This is a genomic window from Bradyrhizobium sp. CCBAU 51753 (assembly GCF_015291565.1).
GTDB lineage: Bacteria > Pseudomonadota > Alphaproteobacteria > Rhizobiales > Xanthobacteraceae > Bradyrhizobium > Bradyrhizobium ivorense.
The window spans coordinates 1240083-1260091 of the sequence record NZ_CP030037.1 but is presented as its reverse complement, the minus strand read 5'-3'; the positions used below and the strand labels follow the sequence as shown (position 1 = coordinate 1260091).

Sequence of the window (20009 nt, the reverse complement as noted above, 5' to 3'; positions counted from 1 at the left end):
GCATCCCTCTCCTCTGCACTGCTAATGCAGCTTGACGTGCGGCTCGGTCCGCCTGGTGATCAGGCGGGCGAGCGTGTCGAGCGCCACCTTCGCCGGCCCGTGCAGGGCGTATTCGTGCATCTTGTACAGCGACAGGTACATCATGCGCGCGAACAGACCCGCGAACACCAGGTCGCCGCCGACCAGCGAGCCCATCATCGAGCCGACCGTGCTGAACTCGCCGAGCGACACCAGCGATCCGAAGTCGCGATAGCGATAATCCTTGATCGGCTCGCCGCGCAGATGCCGCGGGATCTGGGAATAGAGGTGCGAGGCCTGCTGATGCGCCGCCTGCGCGCGCGGCGGCACATTGCCGCGCTCGCCCCATGCGCAGGCCGAGCAGTCGCCGATGGCGAAGATGTTGTCGTCGCGCGTGGTCTGCAAGGTCGGCCGCACGGCGAGCTGGTTGATCCGGTTGGTCTCGAGGCCGGCAATACCTTTAAGGAAATCCGGCGCCTTGACGCCCGCGGCCCAGACGATCAGTTCGGCGGGGATGGTCCGGCCGTCCGTCAGACTGACGTGGTCGGCGAACACTTCGGAGACCTTGGCCCCGACCAGCAGATCGACACCCAGCTTGACCAGCAACTTCTCGGTCTCTTGCGAAACCCGTTCGGGCAGCGCGGGCAGCACCCGGTCGGCGCCCTCAATCAGCGTGATCTTGATGTCCTTGTGCGGATCGACCTGGTCGAGGCCATAGGCCACGACCTCGCGGGTCGTGCGGTGCAGCTCCGCCGCCAGCTCGACGCCGGTCGCGCCGGCGCCGATGATGGCAACCTTCAGCTGGTGTTCGCCGAGAGGCGCCGACTGCGCATGGGCGCGGATGCATGCATTAACCATGCGTTCGTGGAACCGCTTCGCATCGGCCTGCGACTCCAGCTTGATCGCGTGGTCGACGACGCCAGGCGTGCCAAAATCGTTGTTCTGGCTGCCGACGGCGATGACAAGAACGTCGTAGTCGAAGCTGCGCTGTGACGTCACCTCGCGGCCTTCAGCATCGAGATAGGCCGCCACCTCGACCTGGCACCGCTCCCGATCGATCCCGATCATCTCGCCGATCCGGTAGCGGAAGCCATGCCAGTAGGATTGCGCGAGATAGTCGACCTCATGGGCGGCGATATCCATGCTGCCGGCCGCGATTTCGTGCAGCTTCGGCTTCCACACATGGGTGCGGTTGCGCTCGATCAGCGTGACCTCGAGCTTGCCCTTGCGGCCGTATTTGTCGCCGAGGCGGGTGGCGAGCTCCAGTCCGCCCGCCCCGCCTCCGACAATCACGACCCGGCGTTTTTCCGACTGCGGCTCACTCATGATGGCCTCGATCGATCGCGTTCACAGTGCGCCCAATCCGCCCCCTCGATCAGGCTCGCTCGGATACCGCATCCGCGGCTGCGACCGCGGCCATGTTCACGATGCGGCGGACGGTCGAGGACGGCGTCAGGACGTGCGCCGGCTTGGCCGCGCCGAGCAGGATGCCGCCGACCGTCAGCCCCTGCCCCGCCGCCATCCGCAGCAGATTGTAGGAGATGTTGGCGGCGTCGAGGTTCGGCATGACAAGCACGTTGGCCGGGCCGACGAAGCCGCAATCCGGGAATTCGTGATCGAGCACGGATTGCGAGAGCGCAGCGTCGCCGCGCATCTCGCCTTCTACCGCGAGACCAGGCGACCGCTCGCGGATGATCGCGCGCGCCTCCCGCATCTTGTGCGCTTCCGGCACCGCCGAGCTGCCGAAGCTCGAATGCGACAATAGCGCCACCCGCGGCGTGATGCCGAACCGCTTGACCTCCTCCGCCGCCAGCAAGGCGATGTCGGCCACCTGCTCGGCGGTCGGGTTGAGGTTGCAGTGGGTGTCGCAGATGAAAAGCTGATGCTGCGGCAGGATCAGCATCTGCATCATTGCGAGCGTCCGCACGTTCTCCCGCGTTCCGATCACGCTGCGGATGCCGGCCAAATGATCTGCGGTCCTTCCGATCACGCCGCACAGCATCGCGTCCCCAATGCCGCGTTCGAGCAGGATCGCGGCGAGCACGGTCGCGTTGCTCCGCGTCTCCGACAGCGCCAGCGCGGCCGACACGCCATCGCGTTTGCGGCGCGCATGGTAGACCTCAGCGCATTTGGAATAGATCTCCGCATCATGCGGATCGATGATCTCGCAGTCGCGGCCGGGCCGCAGCCGGAGGCCGAACGCTGCGATCCGCTGCTCGATCGTCGCCGGCCGGCCAAGCAGCAACGGCCGCGCAATCCGCTCGTCGGCGATCACCTGCGCCGCGCGCAGGATGCGCTCATCCTCACCTTCGGCCAGAACGAGCGATTTTCCGCTGTCCTTGGCGATCGAGAACACCGGCTGCATCGCGTTGCCGGAATGGTAGACGAACCGGCCGAGCTTCTGGCGGTAGGCATCCATGTCGGCGATCGGGCGCCTGGCGACGCCGCTGTCGGCTGCGGCCTTGGCCACCGCCGGCGCGATCATCTCGATCAGCCGCGGATCGAACGGCTTTGGAATCAGGTAGTCGCGGCCAAAGCGAAGCCCCTCGCCCTTGTAGGCGGCGGCCACGACTTCCGGCACCTCCGCCATGGCAAGGTCGGCGATCGCGCGCACCGTCGCAAGCTTCATCTCCTCATTGATGGTGGTCGCCCCGCAATCCAGCGCGCCGCGGAAGATGAAGGGGAAGCAGAGGACATTGTTGATCTGGTTGGGGTAGTCCGAACGCCCGGTGCCGATGATCGCATCGGGACGAACCGCCAGCGCATCCTCCGGCATGATCTCGGGGATCGGATTGGCCATCGCGAAGATCAGGGGATCGCGCGCCATCTTCCTGACCATGTCAGGGGTCAGCACCTTGCCGGCCGACAGGCCGAGGAAGATGTCGGCGTCGTCAATGATGTCGTCGAGCTTGCGCGCGTCGGTCCTCACGGCATAGCGCGCCTTGTTGTCGTCCATGCTCTCGGCGCGGCCGGCATACACGACGCCCTTGGCATCGGTCACGATGATCCGCTCGCGGCGCAATCCAAGACTCACGATGAGATCGAGGCAGGCGAGCGCCGCCGCGCCCGCGCCGGAGCACACCAGCTTGACATCAGCGATGTCCTTGTTGACCAGCTTCAGTCCGTTGAGGATCGCCGCCGCGGCGATGATCGCGGTGCCATGCTGATCGTCGTGGAACACCGGGATCTTCATCCGCTCGCGGAGCTTCTTCTCGATGTAGAAGCATTCCGGCGCCTTGATGTCTTCGAGGTTGATGCCGCCGAAGGTCGGCTCCATCCGCGCGATGGTCTCGATCAGCGCGTCGGGGTTTTCCTCGGCGAGCTCGATGTCGAAGACGTCGATCCCGGCGAACTTCTTGAACAGGCACGCCTTGCCTTCCATCACCGGTTTGCCGGCCAGCGCGCCGATATTGCCGAGCCCGAGCACGGCCGTGCCGTTGGTGACGACGGCGACGAGGTTGCTGCGCGACGTCAACACGTCGGCTTGCAGCGGGTCGTCGGCGATGACCAGGCAGGGCTCCGCGACGCCGGGCGAATAGGCCAGCGCCAGGTCGCGCTGGGTGGCCATCGCCTTGGTCGGCACCACAGAGATCTTCCCCGGCGTCGGCACGCGATGATATTCGAGTGCCGCCTCTCTCAAATCCTGGTCCATCCTATTCCCCGCCTTGATGCCCTCGTTCGAGGCGCCGACATGGGCTTGCCCGTCGCCTTCAATTCCGCCGTGGCCGAAACAACTCAGACCGCGTGCTGGCCGCCGTTCGCCGAGATGGTCGAGCCCGTGATGAAGCCGGCATCGTCGGACGCCAGGAACAGCACCGCGCGCGCGATCTCCTGCGGCTCGCCGAGGCGGCCGACCGGAATCTGCGGCAGGATGTTCTTGGCCACGATCTCCGGATTGATCGCCTTGACCATCTCGGTCGCGATATAGCCGGGACAGATCGCGTTGACGGTGATGCCGGCGCGGGCGCCCTCCTGGGCCAGCGCCTTGACGAAGCCGATGTCGCCCGCCTTGGCGGCGGAGTAGTTGACTTGGCCCATCTGGCCCTTCTGGCCGTTGATCGAGGAGATGCAGATCACCCGGCCGAACTTCCGCGCGCGCATTCCCTCCCACACCGGCCGCGTCATGTTGAACAGCGAGTTCAGATTGGTGTTGATGACGCCGTACCACTGCTCCGGCGTCATCTTGTGGAACATGCCGTCCTTGGTGATGCCGGCATTGTTGACCAGCACGTCCACCGGCCCGAGGTCGGCCTCGACCTGCTTCAGGCCGGCGACGCAGGCCTCGTAGCTCGCGACGTCCCATTTGTAGACGTCGATGCCGGTCTCCTTCTTGAACTTGGCGGCCGCCTCGTCATTGCCGGCATAGCTCGCGGCCACCTTGTAGCCTTCAGCCTTGAGCGCGATCGAAATCGCCTCGCCGATGCCGCGTGTTCCGCCGGTCACCACCGCAACCCTGGACATGATCTCCTCCTGATCTGATCGTTTTTTTGTTGTTCGCGCTATCGGCCGCCGCCGTCGCCCGCGGACGGCGTGTGCCGTCCGCGTCTTGCTTGCGTCCTGCCGGTTGGCTCAGCGCTCGACGGTCAGGGCGACGCCCATGCCGCCGCCAATGCACAGCGTGGCGAGGCCCCTCTTCGCGCCGCGCTTCTGCATTTCGAACAGCAGCGTGGTCAGAACCCGCGCGCCGGACGCACCGATCGGATGACCGATGGCGATGGCACCGCCGTTGACGTTGACGATCGACGGATCCCAGCCCATGTCCTTGTTGACGGCGATGGCCTGCGCCGCGAAGGCCTCGTTGGCCTCGACGAGGTCGAGATCCCTGACCTTCCAGCCGGCCTTTTCCAGCGCCTTGCGCGAGGCCGGAATCGGGCCCGAGCCCATCACCGCCGGATCGACGCCTGCGGTTGCCCACGACACGATCTTGGCAAGCGGGGTGAGACCACGCTTGCTGGCTTCGTCTGCGCTCATCAGCACCAGCGCCGCCGCGCCGTCGTTGAGACCTGAGGCGTTGCCGGCGGTCACCGAGCCCTCCTTGTTGAAGGCGGGCTTCAGCTTGGCCAGCGCATCCTGGGTCGTACCGGGGCGGATGTATTCGTCCTGGTCGACGACGACGTCGCCCTTCCTGGTCTTGACGGTGACCGGAACGATCTCGTCCTTGAACCTGCCGGCGTTCTGGGCGTCCTCGGCCTTGTTCTGCGAGCTGGTGGCGAAGGCGTCCTGCTCCTCGCGGGTGATCTGCCATCGCGCCGCGATATTCTCCGCGGTGACGCCCATATGGTAGCCGTGGAACGCATCCAGCAGGCCGTCCTTCAGCATCGAATCGATGAACTTGACGTCGCCCATCTTGGTGCCGGGACGCAGATGCGACAGATGCGGCGCCATCGACATCGACTCCATGCCGCCGGCAACGATCACCTTGGCATCGCCATTGGCGATCTGCTGCAGACCGAGGGCGACCGAGCGCAGGCCCGAACCGCACAGCTGGTTCATGCCCCATGCCGTCTTCTCCTGCGGAATGCCGGCCGCCATCGCCGCCTGCCGCGCCGGATTCTGTCCCTCGCCGCCGGACAGCACCTGACCGAGGATGACCTCGTCGACGTCCTCGGGCGCGACCTTGGCGCGTTCGAGCGCACCCTTGATCGCGACCGCCCCGAGCTCATGCGCGGGCAGCGCGCCGAAGGCCCCATTGAAAGAACCGACCGGCGTCCGCGCCGCGGAGACAATTACCACGTCCGTCATGACCAACTCCCTTGATGCCTCGTGATGATCCGGCGCTGATCCCCCCAGGGATCACGCCGCTCTGCTAGCCTGTCGTGATGGCGACCTCGATGTCGGACGGGTCGATGTCGCGATCGAGCGCGACCTTCAGTTTCTCGCGATCGAGCTCGCCTTCCCACCACGCCACCACGACGCAGGCGACGCCATTGCCGCACAAATTGGTCAGGGCCCGGCACTCGCTCATGAACTTGTCGATGCCGAGCACGATCGCCATGCCGGGAAGCAGTTCGGGCCTGACCGCCGCCAGCGTGCCGGCGAGCGTGATGAAGCCGGCGCCGGTGATGCCCGAGGCACCCTTCGACGTCAGCATCGCCACGATCAGGATCGTCATCTGTTCGCCGAACGAGAGATCGACATTCATCGCCTGGGCGATGAACAGCGTCGCCAGCGTCATGTAGATGTTGGTGCCGTCGAGGTTGAACGAATAGCCGGTGGGAACGACGAGACCGACCACGGACTTGGAGCAGCCGAGACGTTCCAGCTTCTCCATCAGCTGCGGCAGCGCGCTCTCCGACGAAGAGGTGCCGAGCACGATCAGCAGCTCGTCTTTGATGTATTTCAGGAACTTGAAGATCGAGAAGCCGGCGATGCGGGCGATGATGCCGAGCCCGACGATCACGAACAGGAACGCGGTGAGATAGAAGGTCGCGATCAGTCCGGCGAGATTGCCGAGCGCCTGGGGCCCGTAACGACCGATCGTGTAGGCCATCGCACCGAAGGCGCCGATCGGCGCGACCTTGACCACGATCGAGATCACCCCGAACATCGCATGCGCGACGTCGTCGATCATGGCGCGGACGGTGTGGGCGCGTTCGCCGAGCCCCATCAGCGCGAAGCCGAACAGGATGGCGAACAGCAGGACCTGCAAAATCTCGCCCTGCGCGAACGCGCCGACCACGGTGTCGGGAATGATGTGCAGCACGAAGTCCACCGACTTCATCTCGCTCGCCTGCTTGGCGTAGCCGGCGACCGCCGCGGCGTTCGACTGGCCCTGGAAACCCGAGCCGGGATGCAGTACGTTGGCGACGATCAGGCCGAGCGCCAACGCGAAGGTCGAGACCACTTCGAAATAGACCAGCGCCTTGACCGCGACGCGGCCCACCTTCTTCACTTCGGAAATGTGCGCGATGCCGGAAACAACCGTGCAGAAGATGATCGGCGCAATCGCCATCTTGATGAGCTTGACGAAGCCGTCGCCCATCGCCTTGATCCACTCGTTCTTGCCGAGATCCGGCCAGAGCCAGCCGACCATGACGCCGAGCACGATCGCCACGAGCACCTGAACATAGAGAATCCTGTAAAACGGCTTCTTCTGCGTCACGGCCGCCGTTCCAGACGCCGCAGTGGTCGCTCCAGACATTGTGTGTTCTCCTTGATCTCGCTGTGCCCGCGGGTCGGCAGGCAGGTTATTTCTTCTTCTGCGGCGGCAGGTCGGTGCAGTGTCCCTCAAAGACCTCTGCCGCCATGCCGATCGACTCGCCGAGCGTCGGATGCGGATGGATGGTCTTGCCGATATCGGCCGGCTCGCAGCCCATCTCGATCGCGAGGCAAATCTCGCTGATCAGATCGCCGGCATGAGTGCCGACGATGCCGCCGCCGATGATGCGATGGCTCGTCGCGTCGAACAGCAGCTTGGTAAAGCCCTCGTCGCGGCCGTTGGCGATGGCGCGGCCGGACGCTGCCCAGGGGAACACCGCCTTGCCGAACTTGATGCCCTCGGCCTTGCACTGGTCCTCGGTCTTGCCGGCCCAGGCGACTTCTGGATCGGTGTAGGCGACCGACGGAATCTGCCGCGCGTCGAAATAGGATTTTTCGCCATGGGCGACTTCGGCGGCGACATGGCCTTCATGCACGGCCTTGTGCGCCAGCATCGGCTGCCCGATGATGTCGCCGATGGCATGGATATGCGCGACGTTGGTGCGCATCTGCTTGTCGACGTCGATGTAGCCGCGATCCGTCACCGCGACCCCGGCCTTGTCGGCGCCGATGTTCTTGCCGTTCGGACTGCGGCCGACCGCCACCAGGACGAGGTCGTAGAGCTGCGGCCCGGACGGCGCCTGCGCGCCCTCGAAGCTGACCTCGATGCCGGCCTCGGTGGCCTTGCCGCCGATCGTCTTGGTCTTCAGCATCACCTTGTCGAAGCGCGACTCGTTCATCTTGTCCCAGACCTTGACCAGGTCGCGGTCGGCGCCCTGCATCAGGCCGTCGAGCATCTCGACGACGTCGATGCGCGCGCCGAGCGTCGAATACACCGTCGCCATTTCCAGCCCGATGATGCCGCCGCCGATCACCAGCATCCGCTTCGGGATCGATTTGAGCAGCAGCGCGCCGGTCGAATCGACGATGCGCGGATCCTCGGGCAGGAACGGCAGCTTCACCGCCTGGCTGCCGGCGGCGATGATCGCCTTGGCGAACCTGATCGTCTTCTTGCCGCCCGCGGTGGCGACTTCGAGATGATGCGGGTCGACAAAGGCGCCGACGCCGGTCACCACCTCGACCTTGCGCGCCTTCGCCATTCCGGCGAGGCCGCCGGTCAGTTTCTTGATCACGCCGTCCTTGAACGCACGCAGCTTGCCGAGGTCGATCTGCGGCGCGCCGAACGAGATGCCGTGGTCGGGCAGATGCTTGACCTCGTCGACAACGGAGGCGGTGTGCAGCAGCGCCTTGCTCGGGATGCAGCCGACATTGAGACAGACGCCGCCGAGCGTATCGTAGCGCTCGACCAGCACGGTCTTCATGCCGAGATCGGCGGCGCGGAAGGCGGCCGAGTAGCCGCCTGGACCTGCGCCGAGCACCAGCATCTCGCATTCGATATCGGCCTTGCCGGAATAGGAGGCCGCGGCCGGTGCGGCCGGCGGCGGAACAGCCGCGGGCTTCGATGCGGCCGCGAGCGCAGGCGCCGGTGCGGCGGCGGCCCCCGCAGCCTCGAGCACGAGGATGATCGCCCCCTCGCTCACCTTGTCGTCAACTTTGACCCTGACCTCCTTGACCACGCCGGCATGCGAGGACGGGATTTCCATCGACGCCTTGTCGGACTCGACCATGATCAGGCTGGTGTCGACCGCGACGGTCTCGCCGGGCTTCACCATGACCTCGATCACCGCGACGTCCTTGAAGTCGCCGATATCGGGGACCTTGACTTCGATCTGCTGGGCCATGCCGCTCTCCCCTTCTCAGAACAGCACGCGCCGCAGATCGGCGAGCACGTTGGCAAAATAGACGTTGAAGCGGGCCGCGGCCGCGCCGTCGATGACGCGGTGGTCCCAGGACAGCGACAGCGGCAGGGTCAGACGCGAGGACCAGGTCTTGCCGTCGGCTGAATGCTGCTTCCAGTAACCCTTGCAGACGCCCATGATCGCGACCTCAGGCGCGTTGATGATCGGCGTGAAGTAGATGCCGCCGATGCCGCCGAGCGAGGAGATCGAGAAGGTGCCGCCCTGCATCTGGTCCGGCTTGATCTTGCCCTCGCGCGCCAACTTGGCGAGCGCGTTCATCTCACTCGCGATCTCCGGCACCGACTTCTTGTCGGCGTCGCGGATGACAGGCACCATCAGGCCGTTCGGCGTGTCGGCGGCAAAGCCGATGTGCCAGTAGTTCTTGTAGACCAGGGTGTCGCCGTCGAGGCTGGCGTTGAACTCGGGGAATTTCTTCAAGGTCGCGACCGCTGCCTTCACCATGAACGGCAGCAGCGAGAGCTTGACGCCAGTCTTCTCCAGCTCCTTGTTCATCTTGACCCGGAACTGCTCGAGCTCGGTGATATCAGCCTCGTCGTGGGTCGTGACGTGGGGAATGACGACCCAGTTGCGATGCAGATTGGCCGCGGAGATCTTCTTGATGCGGCCAAGCTCCTTGCGCTCGACCGGCCCGAACTTTGCGAAATCCACCTTCGGCCAGGGCAGCAGATCGATGCCGACGCCGCCGCCGCTTGCCGCCGCGGCCTGCGGCTTGGCGGCCGGCGCGCCGCCCTTGGCAAAGGCCTCGACGTCTTCGCGCACGATGCGGCCGTGGTTGCCGGTGCCCTTGACCTTGCCGAGATCGACGCCCATTTCGCGCGCCAGCTTGCGCACCGCGGGACCGGCATAGGCCAGCGCGAACGCCGTCTCGTCGACCGCGCCTGCCTGCGCCACAGGAGCAGCGGGCGCAGGGGACGCGGGCGCCGCGGCGGGTGCGGCAGCGCCGGCCGCAGCCGAGGCATCGCCGGTCGCAAGCACGAGGATGATCGCGCCCTCGCTGACCTTGTCGCCGGTCTTCACCTTGATTTCGCGCACGGTGCCCGAGAGCGGCGCCGGCACTTCCATCGTCGCCTTGTCCGACTCCAGCGCGATCAGCGGATCCTCGGCCTTGACGCTGTCGCCCACCTTCACGAAGATTTCGATGACCGGAACATCCTTGAAGTCGCCGATGTCGGGGACGCGGACTTCGGCGAGTCCGGCCGGCGCGCTGACCGGCGACGGCGGCGCGCTGACGACGGGGCGCGTTTCGGCCTGCTCGGCGCCGGCGCCCTCGAACTGCACGATCACCGCGCCTTCGCTCACCTTGTCGCCGACCTTGACGACCACGGCCTTCACCACGCCATCGCGCGGCGACGGCACTTCCATGGTCGCCTTGTCGGATTCCAGCGCGACCAGCGGATCCTCGGCCTTCACCTTGTCGCCCGGCTTGACGAAGATCTCGATCACCGGAACGTCCTTGAAGTCGCCGATGTCGGGAACCTTGATGTCGATCAGACCACTCATCGCTCTGCCCTCGGCTCCCTGCCTCACACGGTCCACGGCGCAGCGCGCCCGGCATCGATCTGATATTTGGCGATGGCCTCGGCCACGACCGCAGGCTTGATCGCCCCGTCATCGGCGAGCGCCTTGAGTGCCGCGACGGCGACGTAGTGACGGTCGACCTCGAAGAATTTCCGCAGCTTCACGCGATAGTCGCTGCGACCGAAGCCGTCAGTGCCGAGCACGACGTAGCGGCGGCCGGCCGCGTGCACGTGTTCCCGGATCTGGTCGGGGTAGTTGCGCATGTAGTCGGTCGACGCGACGACCGGCCCCGGATGTCCTTCGAGCTGCGTTTCCACCCAGCTCTTGCGGCGCGGTTCGGTCGGGTGCAGCAGGTTCCAGCGTTCCGCCGCCATGCCGTCGCGGCGCAGCTCATTGAAGCTGGTCGCGCTCCAGACGTCGGCGGTGACGCCGAAATCCGCCTTGAGCAGATCGGCCGCCGCGATCACCTCGCGCAGGATGGTGCCGGAGCCGACGAGCTGGACGCGCAGTCCCTTCTTCGCGGTCTCGCCGCCGTTCTTCAGGAGATAGAGGCCCTTGAGAATGCCCTCCTCCGCGCCCTCGCCGGCCTCGGCCAGCGCCGGATGCGGATAGTTCTCGTTCATCAAGGTGAGGTAGTAGTAGACATCCTCCTGCGCCTCATACATGCGGCGCATGCCTTCGCGGACGATGGTCACGACCTCATAGGCGAAGGTCGGATCGTAGGAGATGCAGTTCGGAATGGTGGCGGCGAGCACGTGGCTGTGGCCGTCTTCATGCTGCAGGCCCTCGCCGTTCAGCGTGGTGCGGCCAGCGGTGCCGCCGAGCAGGAAGCCGCGGGCGCGCATGTCGCCGGCGAGCCAGGCAAGATCGCCAACGCGCTGCAAGCCGAACATCGAGTAGTAGATGTAGAACGGGATCATCGGCACGTTGTTGGTCGAGTACGAGGTCGCCGCGACGATCCAGCTCGACATCGCACCGCCTTCGTTGATGCCCTCCTGGAAGACCTGCCCGCTCTTGTCTTCGCGGTAATACATCAGCTGATCGGCGTCCTGCGGCCGGTAGAGCTGGCCGACCGACGAATAGATGCCGAGTTGCCGGAACATGCCCTCCATGCCGAAGGTGCGGGATTCGTCCGGCACGATCGGCACGATGTGCTTGCCGATCGCCTTGTCGCGCACCAGCGCACCGAGCAATTGCACGAACGCCATCGTGGTCGAGATTTCGCGCTCGCCGGTGTTTTCGAGCAGCCGCTGGAACGTGGAGAGCGGCGGAATCTGCAAGGATGCGGATTTCCGCCGGCGTTGCGGCAGGTAGCCGCCGAGCTTCTCGCGCTGCGCGCGGAAATACTTCATTTCCGGGCTATCTTCCGGCAGCCGGAGGAACGGGACCTTGGCGAGATCAGCGTCGGCGACCGGCACCTGGAAGCGATCGCGAAAACCGCGTAGCGCGTCCTGGGTCATCTTCTTGGCCTGATGCGCGATCATCTGGCCTTCGCCTGATTCCCCCATGCCGTAGCCCTTGACGGTTTTCGGCAGAATGACCGTCGGCTGGCCCTTGTGGTTCACGGCCGCGGTATAGGCGGCGAACACCTTCGCGGGATCGTGGCCGCCGCGCGCGAGCTGCCAGATCTCGTCGTCGCTCATGTCGGACACGAGCTGCTTGGTTTCATCGTATTTGCCGAAGAAGTGCTCGCGAATGTAGGCGCCGCTCTTGCTCTTGAAATCCTGGTATTCGCCGTCGACGCATTCTTCCATCAGCCTGAGCAGCTTGCCGCTCTTGTCCTTTTCCAGCAGGCGGTCCCAGCCCGAGCCCCACAGCACCTTGATGACGTTCCAGCCGGCGCCGCGGAACACGCTCTCGAGTTCCTGCACGATCTTGCCGTTGCCGCGCACCGGGCCGTCGAGTCGCTGCAGGTTGCAGTTGATGACGAAGATCAGATTGTCGAGGTTCTCGCGGCCGGCGAGCGAGATTGCGCCGAGCGATTCCGGCTCGTCGGTTTCGCCGTCGCCCATGAACGCCCAGACCTTGCGGTTGGACGTCTCGGCCAGCTTGCGGTTCTCGAGGTATTTCAGGAATCGCGCCTGATAGATCGCCATCAAGGGCCCGAGCCCCATCGACACCGTGGGGAACTGCCAGAACTCCGGCATCAGCCAGGGATGCGGATAGCTCGACAATCCCTTGCCGCTGGTCTCCTGCCTGAAGCCGAGCAGCTGCTCTTCGCTCAATCGCCCTTCGAGGAAGGCGCGGGCATAGATGCCGGGGGAACAGTGTCCCTGCACGAAGATCAGGTCGCCGCCATGCGCATCGGTCGGCGCATGCCAGAAATGGCCGAAGCCGATGTCGTAGAGCGTGGCGGCCGACTGGAAGCTCGCGATGTGGCCGCCGAGCTCCGAGCTTTCCTTGTTGGCGCGCAGAATGATCGCCAGCGCATTCCAGCGGATGATGGAGCGAAGCTTGTGCTCGATGGCGCGATCGCCGGGCAGCGCCGGCTGCTGGTCCAGGGGGATCGTGTTGCAATAGGGCGTCGTCAGCGATTGCTCGATCTGCAGGCCGTCGCGGCGCGCCGCGTCGAGCATCGCATTGACGACGAACTCCGCGCGTTCATTGCCTCGATGGCCCCGGACGGCCGACAGGGCGTCGAGCCACTCCCGGGTTTCCTGCGGATCCTGATCGTCCGTGTCCGCGATCGTCATTGCTCTCTCCATTGCATGCCAAGCCGAAGTCGCACGCCGACGCTCATTGCGGCCCGCATTCATGCGAACGCGCGCAATGCCGAACGGGCGAAGTCCCGGTCGTTTCAGGTCGTGATTTGAATGTCGGCTGGCATCTGAACGTCCCCTCGCACTGTATATTCTGGAGCTGTCGCTCCTTTTGTAGGCACCTCAAGCAGCATTCGTGCCACGTCGCGGAATGCCCGGTCGATCGCGGGGATGTCATTCAATTTGCTGGATTTTGCCCCGCGGGCCGACGCACCCGCCGATGCGTCCAAAGCGGGCCTGTCCGGAGCGCCGGAAAACCGCCGGGGGCAGCCATCCGAAATATCGGATCGCCCTGGTTGCGGTTCCCGAAGACCGGGCGCCATCCCGCCCAACGGCCCAACGCAACCAGTGCGGGCCACCACGCACCCAGCGGCATGCAGTCATCGACTGCGACCAAAGCAGGACGACAGATTCAAGTTGACGCGCTTCGCGGCGATCGCTGAATGTCCGCGCGCGTTACATCTCGGCGCATCGAAGGCTGGCCTTGGACACATCGATCAGGCGTCATGAATGGCGGCAACGGTAACAGGCATCTCCTCGATGGCAACCCGTCAGATCCTGGCGGAGCTGAGCAGCGCGTTCCAGAACAAGACGGGACACACGGTCACCATCGAGTCCGTCGGCGGCGTCGATGCTGCCAAACGCGTCCGCGCCGGCGAGACGTTCGACATCGTCGTGCTCGCTGACGATGTCATGACACAGCTCGACGCCGACGGCTTGCTCAGGCCGGGAAGCCGGGCAGGCTTTGCGAAATCGGCGATGGCGGTTGCGGTCCGTGCCCATGCCAACCGCCCCGATCTCTCCGACGAGGCGAGCCTGCAAGCGGCCGTACTCGCGGCAAGATCGATCGGATATTCAACCGGCCCAAGCGGCACTCACCTGCTCGGTCTTCTGCGACGGTGGGGCATCGAACAGACTGTGTCGGATCGGCTGGTGAAGGCTTCACCGGGTGTTCCCGTAGGCACCCTGGTGGCTCGCGGCGAAGCCGAACTCGGCTTTCAGCAGCTGAGCGAATTTCATGATGTGCCGGGCATCGCGGTCGCCGGACCGCTGCCTCCCGAGGTTCAGTCCGTAACTCTCTTTTCATGCGGGATCTGCGCCACGGCCTCCAATGCGGCCGGCGCACACGACTTGATCAGGCATCTGACATCTGCGGAAGCCGATGCGTCCAAGCGTCGTTACGGCATGGAGCCGGCGTGACCACGGTCAAGTCCGGGCGGTTAGGCAGAAGGGGAAGCGATGTCGAAACCTGTGACCGGGCCGTTCGAGAAGACGCCGGGCTGGCTCGACTGGTACACCGGCCCGTCGAGGCCTCGTTTCAAGCTGCCCGCCGGCGCCGTCGATGCGCATTGTCACGTGTTCGGGCCCGGCGGCGAATATCCATACGCACCCGAGCGGAAATACACGCCCTGCGATGCCTCGCGCGCGCAGCTCTATGCGCTGCGCGATCATCTGGGATTTTCCCGCAACGTCGTCGTGCAGGCGACCTGCCACGGCGCCGACAACCGCGCCATGATCGATGCGCTGCTCCACTCCGAAGGCAAGGCACGCGGCGTTGCCACGATCAGGCGCAGTGTCAGCGACGCCGAGCTCGCGACCATGCATGCAGCCGGCGTTCGCGGCGTCCGCTTCAATTTCGTCAGGCGCCTGGTCGATTTCACGCCGAAAGACGAGCTGAACGAGATCGCTGCACGCATCGCAAGGCTCGGATGGCACGTGGTGGTCTATTTCGAGGCCGTGGACCTGCCGGAGCTGTGGGATTTCTTCACCGCCTTGCCGATGACCATTATCGTCGACCACATGGGGCGGCCGGACGTCTCCAAGCCGATTGATGGCCCGGAGTTCGAGCTGTTCGTGAAGTTCATGCGCGAGCACGCCAATGTCTGGTGCAAGGTGAGCTGTCCGGAGCGCCTCTCGGTCTCTGGACCGCCGGCGTTGCACGGCGAGCAGAACGCCTATCGCGACGTTGTTCCGTTCGCTCGCCGCATCGTCGAAACCTTTCCCGATCGTGTGCTCTGGGGCACCGATTGGCCGCATCCCAATCTGACCGGCCACATGCCCGACGACGGATTGCTGGTCGACGTCATTCCCCACATCGCGGTCACGCCGGACCTGCAGCGGAAGCTGCTGGTCGACAATCCGATGCGGCTCTACTGGCCCGAGGAATGCTGAAGCGGTAGATTCTCGAGGTTCGATCGAGCGCGCGACGTCATCGCCTCCCGAGACTCCTCAGATACGCGCAAAACATGTCGGACATGGCGTCGGCATAGGCCGCGATCTCCGCCGGCGTGCGCGGGCTTTCCGAAAACTCCTTGCCGACGGCGCTCAGGGTCGTCGTAATCAACTCGCCCGCCACCGCGCGCGTCGCATCCGACGCGCTCGGCAACGCCTCGCGCAAAAATGCCTCGACAATGCCTTCACCGGCGGCGCGCGCCTGCCGCGCTTCGGGCGCGTCGCGATAGAGCGGCGCAGCGTCGTTGAGCGCGACGCGCACCGCGGCCTCCTCGCATTCCGAGCGGATGAAGGCGTGCACCAGGCGGCGCAGCCGCTCCAGCGGCGGCCGCGCGGCATCGGCGAGAATGTCACGCAGCAGGCCACTCGTCTGCCGCCACTCGTCGCTCTGCAGCCGGAACAGGATCGCCGCCTTGTTCGGAAAGTACTGATAGAGCGAGCCGACGCTGACGCCGGCCTTTTCCGCGACCCGCGCCGTGGTGAAGCGCTGCGCGCCCTCCTTGGTCAAAACCTGAACAGCGGCATCCAGGATCGCCGAAACCAGCTCGGTCGAGCGGGCCTGTTGCGGCTGTTTTCGCGAGGAAATTGAAGCGGTTCGGCGTTCGGTCATCAGCGTGTTGGGGAATGCGATTAGCAAATGCGAATAATTAGTCGTATTTCAGGTCGCGCGCAAGGACGCGCCACCAACCAAGGATTTGCCAAGGATTTTGCAATGACCACCCTGACCACCCCGAAGCTCGCGCGCCTGCTCGATGGCCTGTTCGCGCAAGCCTCCGCCGCGGCGGAGGAGACCAGCCTTGCCGTCGCCGATCTCTCCGATGCGGAGCGCGCGCGGATGATGCGGAGCAAGACCGACTATCGCGAGCTCTATGGACGGCTGAAGCACGCGCCGCTCGCAGTCTCGCGCGAGACCGGCGCGCTGCTCTACATGCTGGCGCGCGGTGCGCGGGCGCGGAGCATCGTCGAGTTCGGCACCTCGTTCGGCATCTCGACCCTGCACCTCGCCGCGGCGCTACGCGACAATGGCGGTGGCCACCTGATCACCAGCGAGTTCGAACCGTCCAAGGTGGCGCGCGCGAAGGATAATCTGACCGCCGGCGGCCTGATCGACCTCGTCGAGATCCGCGAGGGCGACGCGTTGAAGACGCTGGGCACGGATCTGCCCGAGACGATCGACCTCGTGTTGCTCGACGGCGCCAAGGCGCTCTATCCCGACATCCTCGATCTCGTCGAGAGCCGGCTGAAGCCGGGCGCCTTCATCGTCGCCGACAATGCCGATGACAGCCCCGATTATCTGGCGCGCGTGCGCGCGGCCGAAAGCGGCTATCTGTCGGTGCCGTTCGGCGACGATGTCGAGTTGTCGATGCGGCTGGGCTGACGCCTAATCGTCGCTGTCGTCGAACAGCTCGATCCGGCGTGGCGCTTCCACCGCCATGAGACGCGGGCCCTCGGTCGATCGCCGCACACTGCGCTCCACGTCGCGCAACTCGTCGCCCTGACGGATGTCATCGCCCTGACGGCCGCGGCGGCGCTCGGCCCAGCGCTGACGCCGCTCGGCCCGGCGCTTCTCCGTAGTTGCACGCTTCACGTCCGCATCGCGCGCGCTTGTGTTGGCGTTCGATGCTTCGGAGGACGCGGAGGGTTCGCGTGCGGCGGCGGGCTTGGTCTGCGCGGGAGCTGATGGCGGCTGTGCATTCGTCTCCTGCACGGCCGGCGTCTCAGGTTGCGCGGCCGGCGGATTGTTCGGCTGCGCATTCTGCTGCTGAGGCTGCTCGGATTGCGGCGGCGCCGGCGCGACAGTCACCGGCTTCGTCGCGGCTTCCTGCGTTGCGGCAAGGTATGGTGCAGGCTGTGACGAAGCCGATGGCGGGCCGGCTTGCTCGCTGGTCGTGCGGCGGTCGAGCCGACTGGCCTCCTGCTTTGCTTCGTGTGGGTTGGCGATGTTGGCGATCGTGAAGCCGCCGCCGACGCCGACTGCGATCGCAGCAACAACAGTTCCCACACCGGCGAAATAAGCCGTTGATGTCCGCATGACTCGCCTCCTCGTCCGGGCGAGCAACGTGTGAGGAGATGCGATGTTCCGATAAAACCGCGCACGATGCCACGCGCGAAGGATTCACGGCGAATCAACGCGCGCGACGATGGTTCCGATCGCTCAGATCATCGCCGCGACTTTTTCCAGACCGATCAGGCGGGCCAGTGAACGGACCTCGTTCTTCTGGTCCTCGCGGAGCTGGAACAGCAGCGGCATTGCCGCCGATTTCAGCTGCTGGACTTCCTCGGAGTCGGGATCGATCGGCATGCTGCCCGAGGCCGCATCGCCCTGGCGCTTGCTGTGGATCTTGCGCGCCACCGCGCGCAGCGCGGTCTCGACCGGCGGCCAGTAATATTCCTGCGACGACGACAGGCGGAGCCGTTCCTTGATGCTGGCGATCTGTGCGTCGCTGAGCAGGGTGTAGCTCTTCTGCGGCGCCGGCTTGGCGGCCGCCTTCGGCTTCGGCGGCGCGGGGGCGACCGGCGCGGCCGCGGGCTCGCTGATCTTCGGCGCGACGTCAGCCGGCTCGGTCAGCTTCGGAAGGCCGACATCGGCGGGTTCGGTGGACGCATAGGCCTGACGCACGCTGTCGGAGGCACCCGGAATGGCGGCCTGGGCACGCAGTTGCAGCTGCGACGGCGCAGCGGGCGGCGCGACCGCCTGCAGCGGCTCGAAGGCAGCAGTAGCGAGCGCCGCGACCGCAAGCTTGTCCTGTTTGCCGGCCCTGTTGGCGACGGGAGCGGCATCGGCGGGCACCGCGGCGACCGCCAATGGCGCCGCCGGGAGGCTGTCCCGGCCCAAAATGGCTGCTATCGCGGCGCCGGCGAGGAGAAAACAGGTCAGCGCGGCGAGGGTGATGGCTCTGGTCAAAAACGTCTCCATTCCCGGCCGGTGTCGCCGCAGGCTGACCACCAAATGCGGCGTTAGCGTGCCGCGACGGCGACAATCGCCGCCAAATTGGGGGAAAATTGCACCGAAACGGCTGGAAAATCAGGCCGCGAGCTCAAGCTCATAGGCTTCCTGGATGTCGGCGACGATCTCATGGGCGGTCCACAGGGCGCCGGGCTGCACCGAGCGCAGGCTGACGGTCCAGTTGGTCCGGCGGGTGCGCGGCGTGCTGACGATGTCGAATTCGACCTGACGGCACAGCGGATGCCGCTGCAGGGCAAAGAAGACGCGGGTCGTGAGCTCGTCGAGCGTCGCCGGGGTCTTGGCTGAAAGCGCCTCTAGGGGCATGTCGCATTCCCATCATTGCCGGCCCAGCCACGACGATGGCGGCCCGTCCTGTGGCGCTATTGTTGGGACCGGCATGGTTAATGGCGGGTTAAGTCGGCAGGTGGATACGCCGCCGGGCCGGTGCGAGGCTTGCGGCAGGGGGAAACTAGATCAGCCGCACCCGCGCGCTCGCGGCCGCATACTCGGCGGCGGTGCGCGCCACGAGCTCGTCGACCGCGAGCACCCCCGTCACCCCCGAGGTGGAGTGGCCGCCGCTCCAGACGTCGCGCCAGCGCTTTGGGCGGTTTTCGCGGGCCCCGATGTCGATGTCCTTGCCGATGTCGATCGCGCCGCGCGCCGGCAAATTCTCGGGATCGAGGCCGGCGGCCGCGATCGAGGGCCGCAGCATGTTGGTCTGCAGGCCGGTGAACGCCGTGGTGAGCAGGATGTCGTCGGCGCTCGCCTCGACCAGCATCCGCTTGTAGCGCGCGTCCGCCATGCTCTCGCGGGTCGCGATGAATTTTGTGCCCATGTAGGCGAGGTCGCAGCCGAGCGCCTCGGCGGCGCGCAGCGCGTGGCCGTCGCTGATGCCGCCGGCGAGCACGATCGGGCCGTCGAAGAAGCCACGCACCGCGCGCACGAACACGAACGGGTTGAGCCAGCCGGTCTGGCCGCCGGCGCCCGCGGTGAGCAGCACGAGGCCGTCGGCGCCGGCTGCTGCCGCGCGCTCGGCGTGGCGGATCGAGGCGACGTCGGCGAACACCAATGCGCCGGCATCGTGCAACGGTGCGAGCACCGGCGCCGGCGAGCCGACCGAGGTGATCACGATCTCGGGCTTGTGCCGCAGCAGCACGGCGAGATCCTGCGCCAGGCGCGCGTTGGAGCGATGTACGATCAGGTTCGGGCAGATCGGCGCCGCGGCATGGCCGCTGGCATCCGCATGCGCCTGCAGCCGCCGGTCGATCTCGCCGAGCCAGAGGTCGAGTTGTTCCGTCTCGCGGCAATTCACGGTTGGAAACGCGCCGATCACGCCGTTGCGGCACGCCGCGACCACCAGTTCGACACCGGAGACCAGAAACATCGGCGCCGCGATCAGCGGCAGCCGCAGGCGATCGCGAAAGCGGGCGAGAGGATCTGTGTCCGGCAAATTGTTTCTTCCCCGTATCGATGTGCTAGCGTTACCGCCAACCTTGGCACGACAAGAGCCAAAGACAA

At 65.8% G+C, this 20009-nt stretch carries 16 protein-coding genes; 3 read left to right on the top strand and 13 right to left on the bottom strand.

What is annotated here, in order from left to right; all coding sequences use genetic code 11:
* Positions 1 to 21 precede the first annotated feature (21 nt).
* The 8 genes from XH93_RS05690 to aceE all read right to left on the bottom strand — a co-directional run bounded on the left by XH93_RS05690 (position 22) and on the right by aceE (position 13258).
* Entirely contained in the window at positions 22 to 1344 is a 1323-nt protein-coding gene (locus XH93_RS05690; RefSeq protein WP_194472763.1) for an NAD(P)/FAD-dependent oxidoreductase, read from the bottom strand.
* 49 nt (positions 1345 to 1393) lie between these two features.
* A complete protein-coding gene (locus tag XH93_RS05685; protein ID WP_194472762.1) occupies positions 1394 to 3670 on the bottom strand; it encodes an NADP-dependent malic enzyme in 2277 nt (758 codons plus the stop codon).
* 83 nt (positions 3671 to 3753) lie between these two features.
* The gene (phbB, locus tag XH93_RS05680) at positions 3754 to 4479 is read right to left on the bottom strand and encodes an acetoacetyl-CoA reductase (protein ID WP_194472761.1); all 726 of its coding nucleotides are present in this window, start codon (positions 4477 to 4479) and stop codon (positions 3754 to 3756) included.
* Positions 4480 to 4587: 108 nt separating this feature from the next.
* Positions 4588 to 5760: an acetyl-CoA C-acetyltransferase gene (locus tag XH93_RS05675; protein ID WP_194472760.1), complete on the bottom strand. Its 1173-nt coding sequence runs from the start codon at positions 5758 to 5760 to the stop codon at positions 4588 to 4590.
* A gap of 64 nt (positions 5761 to 5824) precedes the next feature.
* On the bottom strand, positions 5825 to 7159 hold the full coding sequence (locus tag XH93_RS05670; protein ID WP_194472759.1) for a dicarboxylate/amino acid:cation symporter: 1335 nt from the start codon (positions 7157 to 7159) through the stop codon (positions 5825 to 5827).
* Positions 7160 to 7205: 46 nt separating this feature from the next.
* Positions 7206 to 8957 (bottom strand): dihydrolipoyl dehydrogenase, encoded by a 1752-nt coding sequence (gene lpdA / locus XH93_RS05665; RefSeq protein ID WP_194472758.1) that lies wholly within the window; start codon positions 8955 to 8957, stop codon positions 7206 to 7208.
* Positions 8958 to 8972: 15 nt separating this feature from the next.
* The gene (aceF, locus tag XH93_RS05660) at positions 8973 to 10535 is read right to left on the bottom strand and encodes a dihydrolipoyllysine-residue acetyltransferase (RefSeq protein ID WP_194472757.1); all 1563 of its coding nucleotides are present in this window, start codon (positions 10533 to 10535) and stop codon (positions 8973 to 8975) included.
* 23 nt (positions 10536 to 10558) lie between these two features.
* A complete protein-coding gene (gene aceE, locus XH93_RS05655; protein ID WP_194472756.1) occupies positions 10559 to 13258 on the bottom strand; it encodes a pyruvate dehydrogenase (acetyl-transferring), homodimeric type in 2700 nt (899 codons plus the stop codon).
* A 564-nt stretch (positions 13259 to 13822) separates the two neighbouring features.
* On the opposite strand from aceE, the gene XH93_RS05650 reads away from it, so the two are divergent.
* Both XH93_RS05650 and XH93_RS05645 read left to right on the top strand, forming a co-directional pair.
* Entirely contained in the window at positions 13823 to 14512 is a 690-nt protein-coding gene (locus XH93_RS05650; RefSeq protein ID WP_194472755.1) for a substrate-binding domain-containing protein, read from the top strand.
* A 39-nt stretch (positions 14513 to 14551) separates the two neighbouring features.
* Entirely contained in the window at positions 14552 to 15484 is a 933-nt protein-coding gene (locus XH93_RS05645; RefSeq protein WP_194472754.1) for an amidohydrolase family protein, read from the top strand.
* 37 nt (positions 15485 to 15521) lie between these two features.
* Here XH93_RS05645 and XH93_RS05640 read toward each other — a convergent pair whose 3' ends face one another.
* On the bottom strand, positions 15522 to 16154 hold the full coding sequence (locus XH93_RS05640; protein WP_139480449.1) for a TetR family transcriptional regulator: 633 nt from the start codon (positions 16152 to 16154) through the stop codon (positions 15522 to 15524).
* 102 nt (positions 16155 to 16256) lie between these two features.
* Here XH93_RS05640 and XH93_RS05635 point away from each other — a divergent pair, with 102 nt between their 5' ends.
* Complete coding sequence (locus tag XH93_RS05635) at positions 16257 to 16922, top strand: O-methyltransferase (RefSeq protein ID WP_194472753.1); 666 nt, start codon at positions 16257 to 16259, stop codon at positions 16920 to 16922.
* A gap of 3 nt (positions 16923 to 16925) precedes the next feature.
* Here the strand turns inward: XH93_RS05635 and XH93_RS05630 are convergent, their stop codons facing one another.
* The 4 genes from XH93_RS05630 to XH93_RS05615 all read right to left on the bottom strand — a co-directional run bounded on the left by XH93_RS05630 (position 16926) and on the right by XH93_RS05615 (position 19941).
* Positions 16926 to 17576, bottom strand: a complete 651-nt coding sequence (locus XH93_RS05630) for a hypothetical protein (protein ID WP_194472752.1) — start codon at positions 17574 to 17576, stop codon at positions 16926 to 16928.
* A gap of 123 nt (positions 17577 to 17699) precedes the next feature.
* On the bottom strand, positions 17700 to 18449 hold the full coding sequence (locus tag XH93_RS05625; RefSeq protein WP_194472751.1) for a hypothetical protein: 750 nt from the start codon (positions 18447 to 18449) through the stop codon (positions 17700 to 17702).
* 120 nt (positions 18450 to 18569) lie between these two features.
* Positions 18570 to 18815, bottom strand: a complete 246-nt coding sequence (locus XH93_RS05620) for a hypothetical protein (protein WP_194472750.1) — start codon at positions 18813 to 18815, stop codon at positions 18570 to 18572.
* A gap of 145 nt (positions 18816 to 18960) precedes the next feature.
* Positions 18961 to 19941 carry a nitronate monooxygenase family protein gene (locus XH93_RS05615; protein ID WP_194472749.1) on the bottom strand — a complete coding sequence of 327 codons (981 nt, stop codon included), beginning with the start codon at positions 19939 to 19941 and terminating at the stop codon, positions 18961 to 18963.
* Between the last annotated feature and the right edge of the window lie 68 nt (positions 19942 to 20009).